The sequence below is a fragment of the Providencia sp. PROV201 genome (assembly GCF_028479545.1).
Classification (GTDB): domain Bacteria; phylum Pseudomonadota; class Gammaproteobacteria; order Enterobacterales; family Enterobacteriaceae; genus Providencia; species Providencia huaxiensis.
This window is the reverse complement of the sequence record NZ_JAMPNW010000004.1, coordinates 132,086-153,104: the sequence shown is the minus strand read 5'-3', so window position 1 is coordinate 153,104 and position 21,019 is coordinate 132,086. Positions and strand designations below refer to the sequence as shown.

The window sequence follows — 21,019 nt, the reverse complement described above, 5'->3', positions numbered from 1 at the left end:
CATATAGGCAATGTCAATGCATAAAAATAAAATAAATACTCAATTTGGAAAACTGAGCAGGAGGGAGTTTATACAAACCTCTGCAACCGTTGCGGGTGTCGCTGCTGTTGCTGGCTCAATCACTCTACCTTTTGCTGTACAAGCAAAAACACCAGCAATCATGCCTGACGAAGTCAGCGAAAAAATTAGCTATAGCGCATGCTTAGTAAACTGTGGCAGCCGCTGCCCATTAAAAGTTCATGTGAAAGATGGTGTTATCAGCCGTATTTCCAATGAAACGATGTATGACGACTCAACGTTAGGCGAACACCAAATTCGTCCATGTTTACGTGGCCGTTCAGTGCGTTGGAAAACCTACAATCCAGACCGTTTAAAATACCCAATGGTTCGTGTTGGTAAACGTGGTGAAGGTAAGTTTAAAAAGATTTCATGGGATGAAGCAACAACCATTATCGCTGAAAAATTAAAGTATACGATTGATAAATATGGAAGTGATGCCATTTATTATCAGTATGGCTCTGGGTCAACGGGTGCTAACTTACACGGCCGTGCAGCTTGTAAACGTTTATAAGCTTAACTGGTGGTTTCTTGGGTGACTATGGTACATATTCATATGCTCAATTAATGGAAATCACACCTTATGTCTATGGTAGCGTAGAAGAATCCTATTTATCTGAAATCCAAAACTCTGACTTAGTTGTCATGTTTGGCCACAACCTTGCAGAAACGCGCATGTCTGGCGGCGGTCAATTCTACGAGACCCTCAATGCGTTAGATAAAAGCAAGGCAAAAGTGATTATCATTGACCCGCGTCGCACTGATAGCGTCACAACGCTTGGCGCTGAATGGATACCAATTTACCCCGGTACTGACGCTGCATTAGTTGCTGCTCTCGGTTATGTCATGATCGAAGAAGGCCTGACTGACGAAGAATTCCTGAACAACTATTGTGTTGGTTGGGATGAGTCTACCTTACCTGCTTCTGCACCACGCAATGCATCATATAAAGATTATATTTTAGGTAATGGGCCTGATGGCATCGCAAAAACCCCAGAGTGGGCGAGTAAATTAACGGGGATCTCCGTCGCACGCATTAAGCAACTTGCACGTGAAATTGGTAATGCCAATAGAGCATGGATCTCACAAGGCTGGGGCTTGCAACGTACCGAAAATGGTGAGCAAGCTTGTCGTTCAATCATGATGCTACCGTTAATGTCTGGGAACATTGGTCGTGCAGGAACGAACACCGGCCTGTGGGGTAATAGCTATGCTTATCCTGTTGCGGGATTTGCTTTACCTAACCCAGTCAAAGCCCTGATCCCAACTTATATGTGGTCAGAAGCTATTGTTCGTGGGAAAGAATTAACCGCAGAGAACGGTGGTATTAAAGGTGTCGATAAACTCAATAACGACATCAAATTTATGTGGTGTTACTCCAGTAATGTCATTGGTAACCAACATGGTGATTTAAACAAAACCCATGAAATACTTGCTGATGAGTCAAAATGTGAGTTCATTTTGGTGTGGGATAACCATGATACTCCATCCGCAAAATATGCAGATTTATTGTTACCGGATGTCACTACCGTTGAAACCAATGATTTAATCAATAACTCCTATGCAAGTGGTGCATACCACTATTTAGTTCGCCTACAAAATGCCATTGAGCCACTGTGGGAAAACCGCCCTAACTATGATGTATTAGCAGAAGTTGCTGAGAAAATGGGGGTAAAAGAACAATTCACAGAAGGCCGTACCTACGCCGAATGGATTGAGTTCTGTTATAACAAAACACGTGAAAAAATGCCTCATTTACCTGAATTCAGCGAAACTGACGGTGCGGGTATTATCGACCGTAAGTTCTTGAACAGTTCAGAAAATATTGCATTGAAGAAATTCCGTGATGACCCAATCAATAACCCATTGAAAACGCCGTCAGGTAAAGTGGAAATCTATTCGGAACAACTGGCTGAGCGTGTTAAAAATTGGGAGTTACCAGAAGGCCAACGTATCCCTGCCCTTCCTGAATATTGCGTCAATAAAGAAGGCGTTGAAGCCCAAGCAAGCCAACAGAAGCATCCGCTATTAATGACGGGCTTTCATGATAAAGGCCATGTGCATTCATCTTATTACAATGTTGCCATGCTCCGTGAAGCCATTCCGCATCAATTTTGGCTCAACCCAATTGATGCCCAGCAACGCGGCTTGAACAATGGTGACATGGCTGAAATATTTAATGATCGTGGCCGTATTCAAATTAAAGTGAAAGTGACAGAGCGTGTATTACCTGGTGTTATCGCTGTTCCACAAGGTGCATGGCGTACTCTCAATGAAGATGGGCTGGATATTGGTGGTTGTATCAACACACTGACCTCTCATGTTCCTTCGCCATTGGCTAAAGGTACCCCACAACATACTAACCTTGTTGAAGTTAAACGCGCTTAAGGAGTTAAATGATGAAACAATATGGCTTTTACTTTGACTCCACAAAATGCACTGGCTGTAAAACGTGTCAAGTCAGTTGTAAGGATGAAAAAGATTTAGATTTAGGTCCAAAATTCCGTCGTGTCTACGAGTTTGGTGGCGGAAGTTGGCAGAAGCAAGATGGTATATGGCAGCAAAACGTCTTTAATTACTATCTTTCGATTTCATGTAACCATTGCTCAAACCCGACTTGTGTCGCAGGTTGCCCAACCGGTGCAATGCACAAACGTGAAGAGGATGGTTTAGTCGTAGTTGACCAATCTATTTGTGTGGGTTGCCGTTACTGTGAACTACGTTGCCCATATGGCGCACCACAGTTTGATGAGAAGAAAAAACTCATGACTAAATGTGACGGCTGTTATGAACGCGTCGCAAAAGGAATGAAACCAGTTTGTGTTGAATCTTGCCCGCAGCGTGCTTTAGATTTTGATGATATTAATGTTCTTCGTGAGTTACACGGGACAGAGTGTGGTATTGCGCCAATGCCAGACCCAAGCCTGACAAACCCAAATATTGTCATCAAGCCACATAAAGATGCGAAGCCATTTGGCGATAAAAGTGGCGAATTAAAAAACCCTGCGGAGGTGTAAGATGCATGAATTACCACTCGTTTTTTTCACCGTCTTAGGACAGTCAGCTGCTGGGCTTTTTTTACTCGCTTATATCAGCCGTAAAATGGGGTCTATTGACGATAAACAGCTAAAAACTGCCAATATCGTTGCCTTTATTATTATGATAATTGGTTTGGGTATCGGTGGGTTACACGTTGGTCAACCACTACGCTTCTTCAATATGCTACTGGGTGTAGGCCGTTCGCCAATGAGTAATGAAGCGTTCTTAAGTGGCGTATTTGTTGGATGCGCTGCGGCAACGTTATTTTTCACTCTGTTTTTCAAGCATACGTTATTGCGTGAACTGGCAAATATTGCCGCAGTAGTGTCAGGGCTCGCATTTGTTTGGTCAATACCTCAAGTGTACAACATCGCCACTATTGCTAACTGGGACACCGGTTATACCACACTGCAAATGTGGATGACGATGTTAGTCGGTGGTGGTGCGCTCGCTATTGCAATTGGTGCGCGTGGCTTAGGTATTGCTTCGTTCTTAATTGGTACTTTCGCTATTTTTGCAAGCCGTGCTGGTTACCAAGCGTTTTTAGCCGAAACCGGCCCCGCTCTTAGCGGTGAGCAAACAGGCTTCTGGGGCTTCCAAGTTGTCGTCTTAGCCATTGCTTTAGCTGCATTTGTTGGTATGACGTTAAAGCAACGCGTACCAAGAGCAACATTAGCAACGTGTGCGGCAGCTGTTTTATTAGCTGAACTTGCAGGCCGTATCGCATTCTATAACTTGTGGCAGATAACCATGTAAGGCATTGTTTTTACTATGTTATAATTTATTATTAAAGAACCCCGTTTGGGGTTCTTTGTTTAGTAATCCCACATCATCCTGCATCGATACAGTGACAGGAAATCAGATAATGATGTCATACTTTAACGCGAAATAAGACGGATAAAATAATATGATTGATACGACAATGATCCGCATCCTTGGTGCGTTTTTCTACTACCCTCCGCAATCGGACACGTTACGAAACGTCTACCCTGTTTTGGGTGAAATCCCACAGTTACACTCATGGGAAAATCCAGAGCAAATTCAGGCGATTTGTACTTCGTTGTCACAAACACAACCTGATGATATCTCGTATGATTATTCTATCTTATTCGAAGGACAAGGTAGTATGCCAGCGCCTCCATGGGGGTCTGTATATCTGGAACATGACAATTCTGTTATGGGAGAATCAACAGCGGCTTATCGCCATTTTTTGCAAACCAAAGGGTTAGTGACTGACACCGGACTTCGTGAGCCTGAAGACCAATTTGGCTTAATGATGATGGCTGTTTCTGCTTTAGCGGAACAAGAGGACGACAGCGCCATTATAACGCTATTTGAACAACATTTATTACCTTGGGCATATCGCTATTTAGAACTGGTGCAGGAAAGTAAAACTGAGACAGACTTTTACCCTAACCTTGCACAGATCACTGAAATTTACCTCAAATCACTACAGTTAGAATTAGCATTATCGCCAATCCATGCTGAGTTATTTCGTTAAATGAAAAGCGAAACCAAATGGGCTTATTAAACAAGATATGGGCTCATTTGGTTTTAACCTAAAAAGAAGAATTTGGCTCTTGTAAAAATGCAATTTCTTCTTGTGTAGATGGCCGACCTAAAATTTCATTACGGTGCGGATAGCGACCAAATTTGTCAATAATCGCTTTATGTCGCATTTCATAATCTAAAGTACCGTCATCACCCAGCATGCGAAAGAGTTCAACGGCCTGTAAATGAATAAAACTGGATTCAGAATGCATAAATGGCATTAAAACAAACTTGCGCTGTGATAACGTCAGGAGGTTATAATCATGTTGCTTAATCGCCTCTTGCGCTAGTGCTAAAGCCATCCCATCTTGAGCAAAAGACTTTGGCGTATCACGCCATAGGTTACGTGAAAACTGGTCTAGAACAATAATTTCCGCTAAACGGCCTCGAATAGATGCCCGCCAATACGCTAATTCACCCTTAGCTGCGCGTTCACAAACATGAGCAAATCGTTGTGCTATCGTCAAATCAAATTTAGCATTTTTTTCAAACCATTGTTTTGGTGTCGATTCCTCAAACCAAAATGAAAGTACTTCTTCCATGGAAGTCATGATTTATTCCTATCAGTTTTCTTATTAGAGGTTGTCATAATCCTAGTTAAAAATAGTCTTAATTGACAGGCTTGAGCTCTAACATCGGTTATTTGTAGATAATTATTTTATTTTTTTGCGATCTGACACCAAAAAACACTCGATATCGACAGGGTTATTTTAATAATATACAGCGTTATTTATTATTAAATCATTTAATTTCTACTTATAATAATTCGCAACTTTTTAATTCATAAAGATTTGCTTTTTAGTGTGAATAAGAGAATTCATTATGTCTAAATACATACATTTGGTTAACTCAATGTTAGAATTTAACTTATAATGTGTGTGAATTAGAGAGCTACTTACAGTCATCACTTTTCAGCGGTTCATATTGGTTCTTATTAAGGAAGGCAATGTAAATGGCAGGACATATGGTACTCATTGGGTGGGCATTATGGGTGAGTCCTTGTGGCTCAGATTCATGTGATGCGTTACCTGTGACTGAAACTATTTTCACACAAGAACAATGTATTAGCCGAAAAGACTACCTAGAATCAAAACGGCCAAATCTCTATTTTCTATGTGGTGAAGTCTACCGCGATAGCAATGAAATGACCGCTGAAGAAAAACATGCCATTCCTGCGCCTCATCTTCCTCTAAGAACATTGCCTGAACGACTTTCTCGTTAGTTTGAGCTAATTCCTTTAGCTCAAACTTAAGCCAACCAAACTAAACAATTTCAGCTATTGGGCTCTCTGCTTCAACAAAATCCCCTTTAATCGCACAGTGTTTCAACGTTCCTGCTCGGTGTGCAACAATTTGAACTTCCATTTTCATCGCCTCCATGACACCGATTATATCCCCTTCAGAAACATTATTTCCGTGAGGGATCAGCCAGTTAAATAATAGCCCAGAGATAGGTGCATTGACCGCATCTGGGTTATGAATTATTTGAGGAGCTGAATGGGTTGCAGCTGAACTATTGACTGAAAAGCCAGAAAACAGTTGTGTAGGTAAACCCAATTCGCAACGCTTTCCATCGATTTCAATGAAAGTGCGTGTCATTTCAGCAGGCGATAGTGGAATTTGCCGTTTTGCGGGTGGAATTTCCACATTAAATTCGGTCTCTATCCAACGCGTATGAACGCTAAAATTATCACAAAAATCAGTTTGTTCCATTACCGCTCTGTGGAATGGTAATACGGATGCAACGCCTTCAATATTAAATTCAGCCAAAGCACGACGTGCACGCAAAATGGCTTGCTCTCGTGTACTACCCACAACAATTAATTTCGCCATTAACGAATCAAAGGTACCCGGTATTGTTGTTCCCGCTGTTACACCACTATCGACACGAACCCCCGGCCCCGTTGGTGCATCAAAAACCGTAATAGTGCCTGGTGTCGGTAAAAAACCGTTTCCAGCATCTTCTGCATTAATACGAAATTCAAATGCATGCCCCCGAGGAGTCGGCATCTCATTAATACTTAAAGGTAAACCTTCTGCAATTCGCAATTGCTCAATCACTAAGTCAATACCTGCGGTTTCCTCTGTGACTGGGTGCTCAACTTGTAAGCGCGTATTCACTTCTAGAAATGACAACGTGCCATCTTGGCTTAACAAAAATTCAACGGTTCCGGCTCCCACATAGCCCGCTTTGCGGCAAATATCCGTTGAAGCTTGAATGATTTGCTGCTGTTGACTCTGAGATAAAAAAGGGGCTGGCGACTCTTCAACCAGTTTTTGATTACGCCGTTGTAGTGAGCAGTCACGAGTCCCCACCACCAGCACGTTACCATGCGTATCCGCAATAACTTGGGCTTCAATGTGCCGAGGGTTATGTAAAAATTGTTCAATAAAACATTCACCCCGGCCAAATGCAGCGGTCGCTTCGCGTACTGCTGAGTGATAAAGTTCTTCAACTTCATGGAGTTGCCAAGCTACTTTTAGCCCTCGGCCACCACCACCAAATGCCGCTTTAATAGCAATAGGTAAGCCGTGTTGATGAGCAAATTCAAGGACTTCCTGTGCACTATTCACAGGGTCTTTTGTGCCAACCACTAGCGGTGCACCGACTTGCATTGCAATATGGCGAGCTTGAACCTTATCGCCTAGTATATCAATGCTGTTTGCGCTCGGCCCAATCCAGATTAACCCTGCGGCTTCAACTGCACGCGCAAATTCAGCCCGTTCAGATAAAAAACCATACCCTGGATGCACCATGGTTGAACCTGACTGCTGAGCGATACTAATCAACTTTTCAATATTTAAATAACTTTCTGCTGGCGAGTTTCCCCCAAGCCCGTAGGCTTCATCAGCCATTGTGACGTGGAGAGCGTCAATATCGCTGTCCGCATAAACCGCAACAGACTGGAAACCATAATCACGACATGCACGGATAATACGAACTGCAATTTCGCCTCGATTAGCAATCAATACTTTATGTTTTTTGTTGTTATTCATTTTCATAAGCACAATGGCTCCCTTGTAGTACTTTAAATTCACCGAGTGGATTAAAACGTATTTTGGCATTCACAGGAATTTGCCCTGCTAAATCCAAATGATATTCACATACCGCGCCAATAACGGGATAACCGCCTGTTAAAGGGTGATCATTGAGAAACAAAACCGGCTGGCCATTTGCGGGGACTTGAATAGCGCCAATGCAAGTTCCTTCGCTCGGTAGCTCCTGTAATTGTTCGCGCTCTAACGGTTTTTCACTAAATAGCCGCAAACCTATTCGGTTTGATGACGCTGTTACTTGCCATAATTGGCTCGTTAGTTGTTCAACTGCTTGTTTTGTAAACCAATCCGCTCGGGGTCCTAATACAACATCCAAAACCACCACATCGTTTTCTGTTGGGTAATCAAAAGCAGGCGCCTCATATAATGAAACGGCTAATGGAGATGAATTACTGTTAACCGTGAGTGTTTGGCCCGCCGTGATTGGGGCTGGACCAACTTGCGCTAATGTATCAAACGAGCAGCTCGATAAAATAGGCTCTATATTGAAACCACCTCGGACAGCGAAATAACTACGAACTCCTTTGCTCGGGCGGCTCAGTTTGATGGTGTCGCCCTTTGCTAAATGAATCGGTTGATAAGTGTCAACTTGATATTGCTGGTCTTCTGCGGTGATAACGTCAATAGTACAAGGCGCTCCAGTCACTGCAACAATGAGGTCTTTGTGAACTTGAGCCTTAAACCCACCTTGCGTTATCTCTAAAACGGCAGAATCTGATTTATTCCCCACAATACGGTTTGCACTACGTAATGCCGATTTATCCATACCGCCTGATTCAGAGATCCCCAATGCCGATTGGCCTATACGCCCTAAATCTTGAAATAAAACCTGTAACCCCGTCGCTAAAACTGTTAAATCAGCACTGACATTCTTAGCATTTTTTTCAATACTTACTTTCGCTGGCAAGCTATAGCTAATTTGGCTTTTCGCGGCATCGACAAAGTTGACCCGCATGCCTGCTTGAACGAGCGCAGGTTCAGGTCGATTGATATCCCACATTAATAGTTCAGTCACACCAATTAACTGCCATCCCCCTGGGCTAGCTTGTGGGTAAACGCTGCTAAACTCTCCAGCTAAGGCAACCGACCCCGCGGGGATGCGTACTCTTGGCGATTGACGCCTTGGGACGTTCAGCTTAGCTTCTTTCGAAACCATGTAACCAAAACCTGGGGCAAAACCGCTAAATGCAACCTGAAATTCATTTTCTGTATGACGACGTATTACTTCCGCAGTGGATATCCCTAAATGCGCTGCAACATCTGGTAAATCCTCGCCATTGTAGTGAACAGGGATAGTAACCAATTTACTAGCCTTGCCGACGACCGCCGACACATCTCTAAGCGATATCTTTTCAACCAAATCATTCACATCAGTCTTGATCGGGTTATAGCGAATTAAAATCGTCCTCGCTGCTGGCGTTATTTCGTCAATCCCATAAATTGGCATTTCTGTTAAGGAATCAGTCAATGCCATTGTTTGTTCAAGACTTTCCAACTCCACCATAAAGGCACTTAAATTGACGGGTAAAAATCTCAATTGGCACCTCTATATGTGATATGCGGCATCAGGTACATCTGTAATAAACATGTAACCGGGTGCATGGCTTAATGCGAATGGAACCCCTGATTTCATTACTGCAGCTTGAGGTGTGACACCACAAGCCCAAAAAACGGGAATTTCGCCCTCTTCAATGCGAACCGCATCACCGAAGTCAGGTTGCATAATATCCGTAATACCTAATTGTTCTGGTGCGCCAATATGAACAGGTGTGCCATGCACGGCAGGGAACCTACCCGTAATACTCACTGCATCAGCCACGCGATTTGCAGGTATTGGTCGCATTGAAACCACTAATTCGCCTTGTAAACGCCCTGCTGGGCGACAAAGACGATTAGTCTTATACATCGGAACATTCGATTTATCCGTGATATGCCGTATATCAATACCTGCTTCAATCATTGGCGTTTCGAATGTAAAGCTGCAACCAATTAAAAAAGTGACTAAATCAGGATGTTGTTGATAGATTGTTGTCGCATCCGTAATTTCATCAATTAATTGTCCTTTTTCCCACACACGGTAACGTGGGATATCCGTGCGTAAATCGGCACCTTCAGCTAGGACAGTTTGCCAGCTCCCTGCTTCACATACGTCTAAAACAGGGCAGCTCTTTGGGTTACGCTGAGCATATAATAAGAAGTCAAATGCCCAGTCACGTGGCAACGCAATCATGTTGGCTTGAGTCATACCCGGGGCAAGGCCTGCTGTTGGTTTGTCATATCCTTCGCGGATAGCTTGCCGTGCAAGGCGAGCAGCTTCGATAGCCTGCAGTGATGCTTTCATTAGCTGTGTCATTCACGGCCTCCTTTGTGGGAAAAACCATAAATTTCAATACCTTGTTTTTCTAATACGGCTCGCACCTGTTTCGCCATTTCAAGGGCGCCAGGGCTATCCCCATGAACACAAATCGACCCAGCGTCAACAGGTGTAAATTTTCCATCAATCGACATCACACCGCCTTCCATGACCAACTGCAACATACGGTCTGCAACTATCTGTGGGTCATGTAATACTGAACCGGCTAATTTTCGGGACACTAATGTGCCATCGCTGTTATAAGCTCTATCAGCAAAAGCTTCTGCGACCACATTTAAGCCACATTCTCTAGCCCACCCAATTAATGGTGCCCCTGCTAACGCCACTAATATCAATCGCTTATCAATCGCTAATATCGCATCAATCACAGCCATTGCTTGGCGTTTATCATGAGCAATCGTGTTATACAATGCGCCATGAGGTTTAACATATAAAACTTGTGTCCCTGCTGCGGTTGCTAGCCCTTGTAATGCACCAATTTGGTAAATCACGTCTGCGGTTAATTCATTCGATGCAATATCCATATTACGTCGACCAAAACCCACTAAATCGGGATAGCCCACATGAGCACCAACAGCAACCCCATTTTCTTTTGCGGCTTTAAGGGTTTTTAATATCCCTTCTGGTGAACCCGCATGGAAACCACAAGCAATATTCGCACTGCTAACAACAGGCAGAATGTCGGTATCATTGCCCATTTCCCATTGTCCAAAACTTTCCCCAAGGTCACTGTTTAAATCAACCTGCTTTTTCATGATCACTCCTTGAGTTATTTCAGATAATTAAAAATTGTACCGACAGACATTGCGCCCATATACCAAGTGAGTGCACACGTCACGACACCAGACCATAATAGCCAACGCGGATAATGATAGCCCGACATTAAATCTGAGCGTTTCCAACCGATATAAACAAATAAAGTTAAACCAATAGGTAAAATTAGCCCATTGAAACCACCAGCAAAAACCAATAATGCCGCAGGGGCTGTTCCCATGAATAAATAGACAACCAGAGAAACTGCGATAAATATGATAGTTGCGACATTACGTTGCCTTTCTGTGATAGAAGACTTAAATGCCGTTAAGAAGCTCATAGAGGTATAAGCCGCACCAATTACACTGGTGAGTGCCGCAGCCCATAGAATTAAACCAAAGATACGTAAACCAAAGTTACCTGCGGCAGCCTGAAATGCTTGAGATGCTGGGTTGGCCGCATGACCAGAAATATCAATAGTCACACCACTTGCGACTACACCTAAGATAGCCAAAAACAAAATATAACGCATCAGCCCAACAACTAGGATACCTTTTGTGGCTGCGCTAGAGACAACTTTAATGTTTTCAATACCAACAGCGCCTTTATCCAATAAACGGTGAGCACCTGCATAACAGATATATCCCCCGACAGTGCCCCCAACAATGGTGGTTATCATGGCAAAATCAACTGTGTCAGGTAATACGCTTTGACGTAATGCTTCCCCAACAGGTGGGTTTGATGCGATAGCGACAAATAAAGTTAAGCCGATCATCACTACGCCTAATCCAATAATCAATCGGTCAATAAACGTACTGGCCTTACGGGAGGAAAATATATAAATTGCTAATAATGCGCTAATCAAGCCCCCCCATTTGGGGTCTAAGCCGACTAAGGCATTGAGCCCTAACCCTGCGCCTGCAATATTACCAATATTAAAAATTAGTCCGCCGAAAATAACTAATACCGCTAATAAATAACCACTCCCAGGAATTGTGGCATTCGCAATTTCTGATGAGTGCATTTTAGTCAGGGTAACAACTCGCCATATGTTTTGCTGAACAATGAAGTCAATCACAATAGACGCTAAAATTCCGAAGGCAAAAGCAGCCCCTAATGTCACGGTAAAAGTCGCAGTTTGTGTGATAAACCCAGGCCCAATGGCTGAAGTTGCCATTAGAAAAATTGCGCTTATCAGTGATGAACGACGACTTTTCACATATTCAGCAGTAGTTGGTGCACTTTCATGAGCTGCCATATGCATACTCCTCTAATAGTTATTGTTTTAATTATTGATGTGGTTGTTGATCTAGTTGTTGATGTCACAGTCACTAAGGCAATTATCGTGCCATTGTTCTACTTGTTAGCCGTATTGTTAATTCATTTTTAATAGATTGTTGAACAATTAGTATTGAATGATGAATAAACAATCAATAAAAATCGTAATTGTTCGTTTAAAAATCAAGACGAGATCACTTTTTTAACAATTTTGACTCACAAGCCATATCGCTTACCAAGCAAATTGCACCAAATTAGTGCAATAAATTCTAATTTCACTATTCTTGTGCAAATACAGGGGGGAATGTGGTAAAGAGAAATGAAACTTGCTGCTATAATTTGAATATGTGAATATAGCGGCTCATTGCCTCTGAGACTAAAATTAGCCTTTATTATGAAAAAACAACCTGTTGCCCAAACTTTATCTGTTTCTATTGCAGAAGTTATACGTCATAAGATAACAATTGGGGAGATCACACCAGGTCAACGCTTATCTGAAGCGGCATTAAGTGAAGAACTCGATATTTCTCGAAATACATTACGGGAAGTATTTCGTGTACTCACGCAGGAAGGTTTATTAACTTATGCTCCAAATAAGGGCGTATTTGTCTCAGTACCAGATATGGCTGCCATTATCGATATTTATCAAGTTCGCCGACTTATTGAGTGCGATGCACTAACTCATGCATATGCCATGCATCCATCAGTTCAAAAAATGAAAGATGCAGTTCAAGAAGCTAGAGAACATGAAAAGACAGAGAACTGGGTGGGTGTAGGCACTGCAAATATGAAATTTCACACTGCCATTGTCGAACTATCTGACAGCGAACGCCTAATTAAATTATACCGTAATGTATCTGCAGAATTACGGCTGGCCTTTGGTCACCTCAATGACCCTAAAATTTTATATGCCCCCTATATTGATAAAAACCATTCTATTCTTAATTTATTAGATTCTGGCAAAAATATAGATGCAGCCAATATGTTACGTGGTTACTTAGATCTCTCTGAACGCACACTGCTCGCAGCATTTAAACGGAAACAATCTGCCGTTTGAGTTGCTTGACGTTTTCTTTTTCATTATTTAACTCACCCACTTCTAACTAATTTCATTATATAAATTTGAGTGAGAAGCCATTTATAGAAATCCTTTAATATTTCAATATCATCCATTCATCTAGCTATATCTAAGTTAAACTTTAATTAACTAATTAAATCTAACAATTTAAATATAAAATCACATTCAGTCGTATATTCGATAAAAATAAAGAGTTGCAGTCTATTTTTCGCTCAATCTAGTTTTGTTTGCAAAAAACAAACAGTGCAAAAACAATACCATTAACAATTTTGGAATATTTATCAGATTTACTTTTAGAAACACCTTGCAATTAAAAATCACTTATTCATTCACACTCCAACCATTTATTTTACATAAATAACCATAATAGCCTTATTTATTAACAAAACAAACACATTTATATAGATCACCCATTGAAATTACTCAAATTAATCGAGTTATTAGTTGTAGTTTTACCGAATATTCGATATAAAATTTATGATAATAAAAACACATACATAAAAATTATTAATATAAATGAGATTTGATTATGACATTAAACCAAGTGACTAAAAAAAAACCGTTTAAATTTGGCCTAGGATGGCAAATATTACTTGCTCTTATTTTAGGTGTTATTGCTGGAGCGCTTTTACATGATAATTCAGAGTACAAAGATTGGTTGATTTTAAATATTCTTTCCCCGGCGGGTAAAATATTTATTCAGTTAATCAAAATGATTGTTGTTCCTATCGTTATATCAACGTTAATTGTTGGGATAGCAGGGGTTGGTAATACCAAACAACTCGGTTCTCTTGGTTTCAAAACTATCCTTTATTTTGAAATTATTACTACAATTGCCATTATCGTCGGTATTTCTTTTGCCAATATATTCCAACCAGGTGTTGGTATCGACATGTCGCAATTAACACAAGTCGATATTTCACAATATGAAAAAACCACTCAAGAAGTTGAAAGCCACCCTTCAGGGATCATTAATACGATCCTAACTTTAGTGCCAAGTAATATTTTTGCTGCTATGGCAAGTGGTGACATGCTGCCAGTCATCTTTTTTGCTGTGTTATTTGGTTTGGGGCTTTCTTCTTTACCTTCTGAGAAAAAACAACCTCTACTCAATGTATTACAGACTTTCTCTGAAACCATGTTCCGTGTAACGAACATGATTATGATGTATGCTCCAATCGGGGTTTTCGCATTAATATCTGTTACCGTCGCTAACTTTGGTTTCTCATCCTTAGTGCCTCTGTTGAAACTTGTTATACTCGTCCATTGTGCAATTCTATTTTTTGCAGTAGTAGTATTAGGATTAGTCGCCCGTTATTGCCGAATAAATATTTTTACTTTAATAAAAATATTGAAAGATGAGTTATTACTCGCTTATTCAACAGCCAGTTCTGAAACCGTACTTCCTCGTATTATGGATAAAATGGAGAAATATGGAGCGCCTAAATCAGTAACAAGCTTTGTTATTCCAATAGGTTATTCATTTAACTTAGATGGCTCAACATTATACCAAAGTATTGCTGCTATTTTTATTGCCCAACTCTATGGCATCGAACTCTCTATTGGGCAAGAACTTATCCTAGTATTTACGCTCATGATCACGTCTAAAGGTATTGCGGGTGTCCCTGGCGTTTCATTTGTTGTTCTTCTTGCCACACTAGGAAGTGTAGGTATCCCACTAGAAGGGCTTGCATTCATCGCAGGTGTAGACCGTATTCTAGATATGGCACGTACCGCACTTAACGTTGTAGGTAACGCCCTAGCCGCTCTTGTTATTGCCAAATGGGAACATAACTATGACGATAAAAAAGCTCGTGAATATGAAAAAAGCTTTTAGTTTATTCTAACGTAACTCTATATTAGAATAGCCTTCCACTAACATCGTTATTGAAGGCTATTCTATTTTTACGTATTTTACTTAATAAATGACCAGATATTTTATTATTTATTAACCACTCATTAACTTAGTTAATTTTACTTATTAAGTGTAATTTATTTCACATTTTTTTAATTTTTTTAATGGAATTTGGTATTTTATAGTTAGTGTTACTACACTATATAAGACTGTTTAATTAGCCGTTTTTATTAGCCAAGCAGGAAACAATGAATCAAATAAGAAGATTTCTTTTGTTTTTAAAGGTGCTCCAACACCTAATGGTAATTTTTATATTTTCATTATCATATTTTATGCTACACAGCTGGTTATAACGAAAAGCCTTATACTAAAAACAACATAATTCTTTGATAAAACGAGATAAATATATGTTTATCTCGTTTTATATTATGAGTTAGAAAACACTATAAGATAAAAATGGTTATCAATAGAAAGCTTACAAGTTCCTTTTCAACCCTCTATGGCATCTGACACTAAAGATAAAACTAGCGATAAAGTGACACTTCACCTTCAGGCCGGGTTTTAAACCGTCGATGAGCCCAAAGATACTGCTCAGGGGCTTTCATTATTTCGGCCTCTAAAACAGCGTTAATCATTGTTGCATCCTGTAATTCATCAGAGCTTGGATATCCTAGTATTTCTTTGCCCAATACTAAATCATAGTTAACCCCACTCTTATTTCTCAATAATGTTACTGTGAGCGTCGGTGATTTAGATAATTGAGCAAGTATTGATGTCCCCTTTGATGTAGAGCTATTTTTGACAGAAAAAAATGGCGCAAATATCGTGCCTTTTCTTCCAAAATCTTGGTCAGGTGCAAACCAGATGGACTTGCCACTTTTCAATTCTTGAACCATAAATTTTAAATTTTTACGATCAATCATTCCTTTGCCAGAACGGCACCGCCCCTTTGTCTGAATATATTCCATCGCTTTATTATTATGAGGTCGATACATGGCATTTACAGGGAAACAAAGGCCCATAATCCGACCACCTAGCTCAAGTGACATAAAATGGACTCCAACGATAATTACGCCTTTATTTTTCCCAATAGCATCTAAATAATTAGACATTCCTTTTACTTGAAATAATTTTTTTACGTTTTTATCGCTCCAGAACCAGGCGATCCCCGTTTCAAATAATGCGATGCCTAAAGATTTTAGGTTGTCATTTACCAGAGTATCTATTTCATTTTTGTTTTTATTCGGAAAACACAACTCTAAATTTCGCTTAATTATCGACACTCTTCTCTTAATAAAATACCGTGAATTACTGCCTAGAAAAGCACCAAGCCACATTTGCCATTTATAAGGTAATTGAACCAATAAAAATAAGATAAAAACCCCCACCCATGTTACTAAGTACTTCGGATGGACCAATTTCAGTGAAAATGGGTTTTTGGCGTACATTATATCTCCCAATACTTCGCCTTTGCAGAATGCACGCTATTTTAGACAATATTTAGTCTTTTAAATTCAACATGATTACTACAACAAGATGGGCTTTCGCCCACAACTATCTGAATACCCTTACAATGTATCTTCCATTTGAGTAGATAACAGTCGGATAACCTTTTCCAAGCAGTTAAGTAATATTTAATTTTCAGTGTAGCCAATGAATGAATAGCTCTGTAACTTTATTTACCTTTAATCAGAACTATATGCCAGTTAAGCTAAAAACGTAATCACCTAAACAGTTATGAATGGTCAAAATTATCACATATATGGCTTAATTAATCTCATTATTAATGTGTATTTTTGTCATTTTACGGATTATTTTGCTAGTTTTGTCAATTTAGTAGCTATGTTTATTAGCAGTCAATTCAAGTGACCGCCAATAGTTAAGGAAGGAAAGTAGCCTGGATCGCCCCTGAAAATGCAAAAGGAGAAAAAGCGATAGGTGTTGCCCTAAATAATACCACATACATGGTATTGAAACTCTAAATAGGAAAACACCAGCGCTTTGTATTTGTTCATGCAGCAGCGAATCGCCTCACTGAACATGCCATGAAGGTCGACGAGCTAATGTCACACGATGACACCAATATGGCACAACCACTGCTTAAGGCATTGTCATTATGTACATAAATACAAAGAAAAAGCCCGCTACATCTATTAAATGTAACGGGTTCTTATTTGGTGCCGGCTACCGGAGTCGAACTGGTGACCTACTGATTACAAGTCAGTTGCTCTACCAACTGAGCTAAGCCGGCTAATATGGCGGAGAGATAGAGATTCGAACTCTAGGATGGTTACCCATCGGCGGTTTTCAAGACCGCTGCCTTCGACCGCTCGGCCATCTCTCCATGGGGCGCGATTATGGAGGAATCCCACCAACTTGTCTACCCCTGAAAGTAAAAAAATTGATTTTTTTACTTCGTTTGGCTAATCTTCACTCAATTGTTCTCTATTTTCCAATAAAAATGGTAGTATCTGTGCAAAATCGGTGTCTATCCTTTCTCTAGGCGTATGATTTTTAACCTAATAATACTATTGCCGATGGGACGACTTGCTACAGTATGTACAAACAATCATTATTAAAACCAAACACGCTTTTTCGTATTTTCGCAGCATTTATTCTGTTGCTAATTGTGATGCTTTTTTTATCACTCTTTAATTACTATCAAGCATTGGTTCAAAGCCGTCAAACTAGCTTGAACAGCATGGCAAGTCGGTTAGCGTATCAAATCGAAGATTATCGTTATCAAGCAAGCCATATCTACAAAATTGCCAATGACAAATCTTCAGTGCCACCCACCGATAACCTCGCAGTGACTGGGATCCGCCATGATATTTTTTGGCTAAGTAGTGCAAACCAATCCATTGATGCCATTGTATTTGGTAATAATAAGCAAAGTAATAATGCTTTAGCGTCTAAACTTGCAAATTATATGGAGATTGTGTGGGGAGCCCGTAATGAATATAACTCCATGTATTATCTCAATGGCTTAGACAATACCTTAGTCTTAGTGACCACCCATTCAATCCTTAAACCTGAGCTCCGTTTTAAAGAAAGTTATCTCACATTAACGGCTGAAGAAAAGCGTGCTGATATGTTGACTCAATCAACATTGTTAGATCGACGGGAAATAATTTCAAATATCCAAAAATACTCCCCCGATAACCTTTTTTACTATACTTATCGGTTAATGTTCAATTCACCGGGGCAGTTAACTAGCGTCATATCCTTTGATATTTCTATCAACTCACTTATTCCACCAAGTTTAAATGGGAATTTTTTTACAATTAATGCACGCCCTTCAAGCACGGGCAGCAATGAATCTCATTCAACTTGGTCTGGAACCAACCTCATTTTCTCCCATCCTATTGATGGGACTGGATATCAGCTTTATTACCATGTTTCATTAAAAAGTATTATTTTTAATGTGGTTAGTTATAACTTATGGCTAATGACAGGCATGCTTATTATGATCTTATTCGCTTTACTGATCATGCTCTTTATTCGTAAGCGCCTTATTTCACCAAATACCAATATGTTGCAAGAGCTGAGTTTTAATGCCTCACTGACTAGCGATATTATCAGTCATATTTCATACGGTATTTTAGTTTATGACTTTAACACCAACAAAAAGATCCTGAGCAATGACATTGCTAACCAATTATTACCTTCTATGGACCTTGTTCACATTAAAGAAATGGCGATTGAAAACCATGATGTGATTCAAGTTTCTATCGAGAATATTGTATATGAAGTTATACTTGTCGATAACATGTCAAAATCTAACACTGCCCTCTTTATTATTATGGACAAAGATAAAGAGGCGTTGACCCAAAAACGCCAAGAATTAGCCAATCGCGAATACAAAAAAAATATTCACATGCGTAAAGTCGTATTTGAGAATATGTACAGTGAAATATTACCTTCACTTATTAAAGTGGATAAGCAACTAACTAAATTATCCGAAATGGCTAATATAAATAACCGTGAGTTTATTTTAAAAATTGAAAGTCAGCTTTTCTATATCAATCGTTGGTTTAAAAATATTAGCTTATTAAATCAGCTAGAATCCCAAGCTGAACCTATAAAAACTGAGAATGTTTCTATCAGTAACCTGGTTAGCCAATTTTTGAAGCAAAATCTATCCCAGTGTAATAACAAAGGGTTAGCGCTTTATTTTCATAATAACGTTAATCCAGATTCGCTTATCGTGGCAAATCCTGATTATTTAAAGCAATTAATGCAACTAATTTGGGATTATTCTATTGCAACAACCTCTTTTGGAAAAATTTCATTCACGCTATCTTATAACCCCAGTAAAAATACAATCTTATTAAATATTAAAGACAGTGGAACTGGAGTAAGTAACCAAGAACTGAGTAATTTGCAAAGCCCCTTTACTGGGCAAATTTTGAACGCCTCTAACTTTACACGTTCAGGTATAACGTTTTATTTATGTAAGTTACTGGTAAAAAAAATGAATGGTGTTTTTTCTATTCGCTCAAGTGATGCAATCGGTACTCATTATGAAGTTACGCTTCCAGCAGCCAAAGAGATGCTTGCCAAAGAGTACCCTGCATTATTGGAGGATATTTGTATTCGTTTAAATATACATAATGCTGATATTTCACGGATTGTGAGGAGCACATTAACAAATTATGGCGCGGAATATTTGGATTTAAGTGAGAGCTCCCCTCATACCAACTGGGATCTCTTAATAACTGATAATAACGAGGAATGTTTTGAAAACATTGTTAAAGTAAATGGTTTCCTATCTGGAATCAATCAATTACAACCTCATTACATCGAAGCTAACTATAATTTTGCTGATGAATTAATTGATGCTATCTCATTACTGATCGAAAACGCAGACGATGAACATGGCCATTCTGATAATTTGATTTCACACCATGTTGATACTCAAGTGCTTTCACAGACCTCGAATGAATCAATAGAAAATGCAATTTTAAGTTATCAATTAGCGCTAGCAAATAGTGGATATCGAGATTTGTTCATCACAACAGTACCGATAGATATTAATAAACTGTATAATAGTGAAAGTGTTGAGGATTTGACCGAATTGAAAAACACTGCACATCGTTTAAAAGGAGTTTTTGCTATGCTCGAATTTACTTATCTTCATAAGCTTTGTGAAGATTTGGAGCGTTACATAGCAGATGAAAACGGATTGGAAATAAAAAATTGCATTAGCATGCTGGATAATTCAGTCAAAAAACTAATGCCAGAAGGTAACCAATAATATGAATAACCTAAATGTCATTGTTGCCGATGATCACCCTATCGTTCTTTTCGGCATCAGGAAATCACTTGAACAAATTGAATGGGTGAATATCGTAGGGGAATTTGAGGACTCAACTTCTTTGATTAATAACTTAGCGCGTTTAAATGCGGATGTGCTAGTTACTGATTTATCAATGCCAGGTGATAAATATGGTGATGGTATTACTTTAATCAAATACATCAAACGGCATTATCCTGACCTATCAATCATTGTTCTCACAATGAACAATAACCCGGCCATTCTTAGCGCAATTTTAGAGCTGGATATTGAAGGGATTGTGCTCAAACAAGGCGCACCTGCTGATTTACCTAAAGCGTTAGCGGCTTTACAAAAAGGTAAAAAATTCACACCCGAAAGCGTGAGCAAGCTGCTGGAAAAAGTCAATGCAAGCGGCTATGGCGACAAACGTTTATCACCAAAAGAAAGTGAAGTGCTACGTTTGTTTGCTGAAGGTTTTCTGGTCACTGAAATTGCAAAAAAACTTAACCGCAGTATAAAAACAATAAGTAGCCAGAAAAAATCAGCCATGCTGAAATTAGGCGTTGAAAATGATATAGCGCTACTGAATTACCTTTCTTCCGTCAGCATTGATAACTCGCCTTCAGAGTAATTTCATTTCGACTACAAAAGTACACCAATAAAAACCCAACTATGGGTTTTTATTTTTGTATCTATTTTT

The 21,019-nt window shown here is 39.7% G+C and carries 16 protein-coding genes, 2 tRNA genes and 1 pseudogene; 10 read left to right on the top strand and 9 right to left on the bottom strand.

Features of this window, described 5'->3' with window-relative positions; genetic code table 11:
• Positions 1–16 precede the first annotated feature (16 nt).
• From PR809_RS05085 to PR809_RS05070, 4 genes and pseudogenes are all read left to right on the top strand, one after another.
• Positions 17–2,445: pseudogene (locus PR809_RS05085) on the top strand (DMSO/selenate family reductase complex A subunit).
• Between the two features lie 11 nt (positions 2,446–2,456).
• Positions 2,457–3,074: a DMSO/selenate family reductase complex B subunit gene (locus PR809_RS05080; protein ID WP_125891252.1), complete on the top strand. Its 618-nt coding sequence runs from the start codon at positions 2,457–2,459 to the stop codon at positions 3,072–3,074.
• A gap of 1 nt (position 3,075) precedes the next feature.
• Positions 3,076–3,852 carry a dimethyl sulfoxide reductase anchor subunit family protein gene (locus PR809_RS05075; RefSeq protein ID WP_102137675.1) on the top strand — a complete coding sequence of 259 codons (777 nt, stop codon included), beginning with the start codon at positions 3,076–3,078 and terminating at the stop codon, positions 3,850–3,852.
• Between the two features lie 151 nt (positions 3,853–4,003).
• Positions 4,004–4,597 (top strand): TorD/DmsD family molecular chaperone, encoded by a 594-nt coding sequence (locus PR809_RS05070; RefSeq protein WP_206276715.1) that lies wholly within the window; start codon positions 4,004–4,006, stop codon positions 4,595–4,597.
• A gap of 58 nt (positions 4,598–4,655) precedes the next feature.
• On the opposite strand, the gene PR809_RS05065 is transcribed toward PR809_RS05070, so the two are convergent.
• Positions 4,656–5,198 (bottom strand): DUF924 family protein, encoded by a 543-nt coding sequence (locus PR809_RS05065; RefSeq protein WP_102137673.1) that lies wholly within the window; start codon positions 5,196–5,198, stop codon positions 4,656–4,658.
• A 401-nt stretch (positions 5,199–5,599) separates the two neighbouring features.
• Here PR809_RS05065 and PR809_RS05060 point away from each other — a divergent pair, with 401 nt between their 5' ends.
• A complete protein-coding gene (locus PR809_RS05060) occupies positions 5,600–5,869 on the top strand; it encodes a hypothetical protein (protein ID WP_102137672.1) in 270 nt (89 codons plus the stop codon).
• A gap of 40 nt (positions 5,870–5,909) precedes the next feature.
• Here PR809_RS05060 and PR809_RS05055 read toward each other — a convergent pair whose 3' ends face one another.
• Genes PR809_RS05055 through PR809_RS05035 form a run of 5 tightly spaced genes read right to left on the bottom strand, consistent with a single transcriptional unit; the run spans position 5,910 to position 12,088 of the window.
• A complete protein-coding gene (locus tag PR809_RS05055; RefSeq protein WP_202981457.1) occupies positions 5,910–7,649 on the bottom strand; it encodes an acetyl/propionyl/methylcrotonyl-CoA carboxylase subunit alpha in 1,740 nt (579 codons plus the stop codon).
• Positions 7,636–9,240, bottom strand: coding sequence for a 5-oxoprolinase/urea amidolyase family protein (locus tag PR809_RS05050; RefSeq protein ID WP_206276716.1), 1,605 nt, complete (start codon positions 9,238–9,240; stop codon positions 7,636–7,638). Before PR809_RS05050 ends, PR809_RS05055 begins: the two co-directional genes overlap by 14 nt.
• A 9-nt stretch (positions 9,241–9,249) precedes the next feature.
• A complete protein-coding gene (locus tag PR809_RS05045) occupies positions 9,250–10,056 on the bottom strand; it encodes a putative hydro-lyase (RefSeq protein WP_206276717.1) in 807 nt (268 codons plus the stop codon).
• Positions 10,053–10,832: a LamB/YcsF family protein gene (locus PR809_RS05040; RefSeq protein WP_206276718.1), complete on the bottom strand. Its 780-nt coding sequence runs from the start codon at positions 10,830–10,832 to the stop codon at positions 10,053–10,055. Before PR809_RS05040 ends, PR809_RS05045 begins: the two co-directional genes overlap by 4 nt.
• Before the next feature lie 14 nt (positions 10,833–10,846).
• Positions 10,847–12,088, bottom strand: a complete 1,242-nt coding sequence (locus tag PR809_RS05035; RefSeq protein WP_102137668.1) for an NRAMP family divalent metal transporter — start codon at positions 12,086–12,088, stop codon at positions 10,847–10,849.
• Between PR809_RS05035 and PR809_RS05030 the strand changes: the two genes are divergently transcribed.
• From PR809_RS05030 to gltP, 3 genes are all read left to right on the top strand, one after another.
• Positions 12,089–12,220, top strand: coding sequence for a hypothetical protein (locus tag PR809_RS05030; RefSeq protein ID WP_256372923.1), 132 nt, complete (start codon positions 12,089–12,091; stop codon positions 12,218–12,220).
• 282 nt (positions 12,221–12,502) lie between these two features.
• Entirely contained in the window at positions 12,503–13,165 is a 663-nt protein-coding gene (locus PR809_RS05025) for a GntR family transcriptional regulator (protein WP_102137667.1), read from the top strand.
• A gap of 550 nt (positions 13,166–13,715) precedes the next feature.
• Complete coding sequence (gltP, locus tag PR809_RS05020) at positions 13,716–15,023, top strand: glutamate/aspartate:proton symporter GltP (RefSeq protein ID WP_206277032.1); 1,308 nt, start codon at positions 13,716–13,718, stop codon at positions 15,021–15,023.
• A gap of 542 nt (positions 15,024–15,565) precedes the next feature.
• On the opposite strand, the gene lpxL is transcribed toward gltP, so the two are convergent.
• The 3 genes from lpxL to PR809_RS05000 all read right to left on the bottom strand — a co-directional run bounded on the left by lpxL (position 15,566) and on the right by PR809_RS05000 (position 17,385).
• A complete protein-coding gene (lpxL, locus tag PR809_RS05015; RefSeq protein ID WP_206277031.1) occupies positions 15,566–16,489 on the bottom strand; it encodes an LpxL/LpxP family Kdo(2)-lipid IV(A) lauroyl/palmitoleoyl acyltransferase in 924 nt (307 codons plus the stop codon).
• Between the two features lie 727 nt (positions 16,490–17,216).
• A tRNA-Thr gene (locus tag PR809_RS05005) sits at positions 17,217–17,292 on the bottom strand.
• 5 nt (positions 17,293–17,297) lie between these two features.
• Positions 17,298–17,385: transfer RNA gene (locus PR809_RS05000), tRNA-Ser, on the bottom strand.
• Positions 17,386–17,598: 213 nt separating this feature from the next.
• On the opposite strand from PR809_RS05000, the gene rcsD reads away from it, so the two are divergent.
• A complete protein-coding gene (rcsD, locus tag PR809_RS04995; protein WP_206277030.1) occupies positions 17,599–20,298 on the top strand; it encodes a phosphotransferase RcsD in 2,700 nt (899 codons plus the stop codon).
• 1 nt (position 20,299) lies between these two features.
• Complete coding sequence (gene rcsB / locus PR809_RS04990) at positions 20,300–20,950, top strand: response regulator transcription factor RcsB (RefSeq protein ID WP_004259923.1); 651 nt, start codon at positions 20,300–20,302, stop codon at positions 20,948–20,950.
• The last annotated feature ends 69 nt before the right edge of the window (positions 20,951–21,019 follow it).

Coding starts and splice junctions, on each gene's coding strand:
- PR809_RS05035 (WP_102137668.1), bottom strand. CDS start 12,088: ATGGCAGCTCATGAAAGTGCACCAACTACTGCTGAATATGTGAAAAGT.
- rcsB (WP_004259923.1), top strand. CDS start 20,300: ATGAATAACCTAAATGTCATTGTTGCCGATGATCACCCTATCGTTCTT.
- gltP (WP_206277032.1), top strand. CDS start 13,716: ATGACATTAAACCAAGTGACTAAAAAAAAACCGTTTAAATTTGGCCTA.
- PR809_RS05040 (WP_206276718.1), bottom strand. CDS start 10,832: ATGAAAAAGCAGGTTGATTTAAACAGTGACCTTGGGGAAAGTTTTGGA.
- PR809_RS05055 (WP_202981457.1), bottom strand. CDS start 7,649: ATGAAAATGAATAACAACAAAAAACATAAAGTATTGATTGCTAATCGA.
- PR809_RS05080 (WP_125891252.1), top strand. CDS start 2,457: ATGAAACAATATGGCTTTTACTTTGACTCCACAAAATGCACTGGCTGT.
- PR809_RS05045 (WP_206276717.1), bottom strand. CDS start 10,056: ATGACACAGCTAATGAAAGCATCACTGCAGGCTATCGAAGCTGCTCGC.
- PR809_RS05025 (WP_102137667.1), top strand. CDS start 12,503: ATGAAAAAACAACCTGTTGCCCAAACTTTATCTGTTTCTATTGCAGAA.
- PR809_RS05075 (WP_102137675.1), top strand. CDS start 3,076: ATGCATGAATTACCACTCGTTTTTTTCACCGTCTTAGGACAGTCAGCT.
- PR809_RS05060 (WP_102137672.1), top strand. CDS start 5,600: ATGGCAGGACATATGGTACTCATTGGGTGGGCATTATGGGTGAGTCCT.
- PR809_RS05030 (WP_256372923.1), top strand. CDS start 12,089: ATGCATACTCCTCTAATAGTTATTGTTTTAATTATTGATGTGGTTGTT.
- PR809_RS05065 (WP_102137673.1), bottom strand. CDS start 5,198: ATGACTTCCATGGAAGAAGTACTTTCATTTTGGTTTGAGGAATCGACA.
- PR809_RS05070 (WP_206276715.1), top strand. CDS start 4,004: ATGATTGATACGACAATGATCCGCATCCTTGGTGCGTTTTTCTACTAC.
- rcsD (WP_206277030.1), top strand. CDS start 17,599: ATGTACAAACAATCATTATTAAAACCAAACACGCTTTTTCGTATTTTC.
- lpxL (WP_206277031.1), bottom strand. CDS start 16,489: ATGTACGCCAAAAACCCATTTTCACTGAAATTGGTCCATCCGAAGTAC.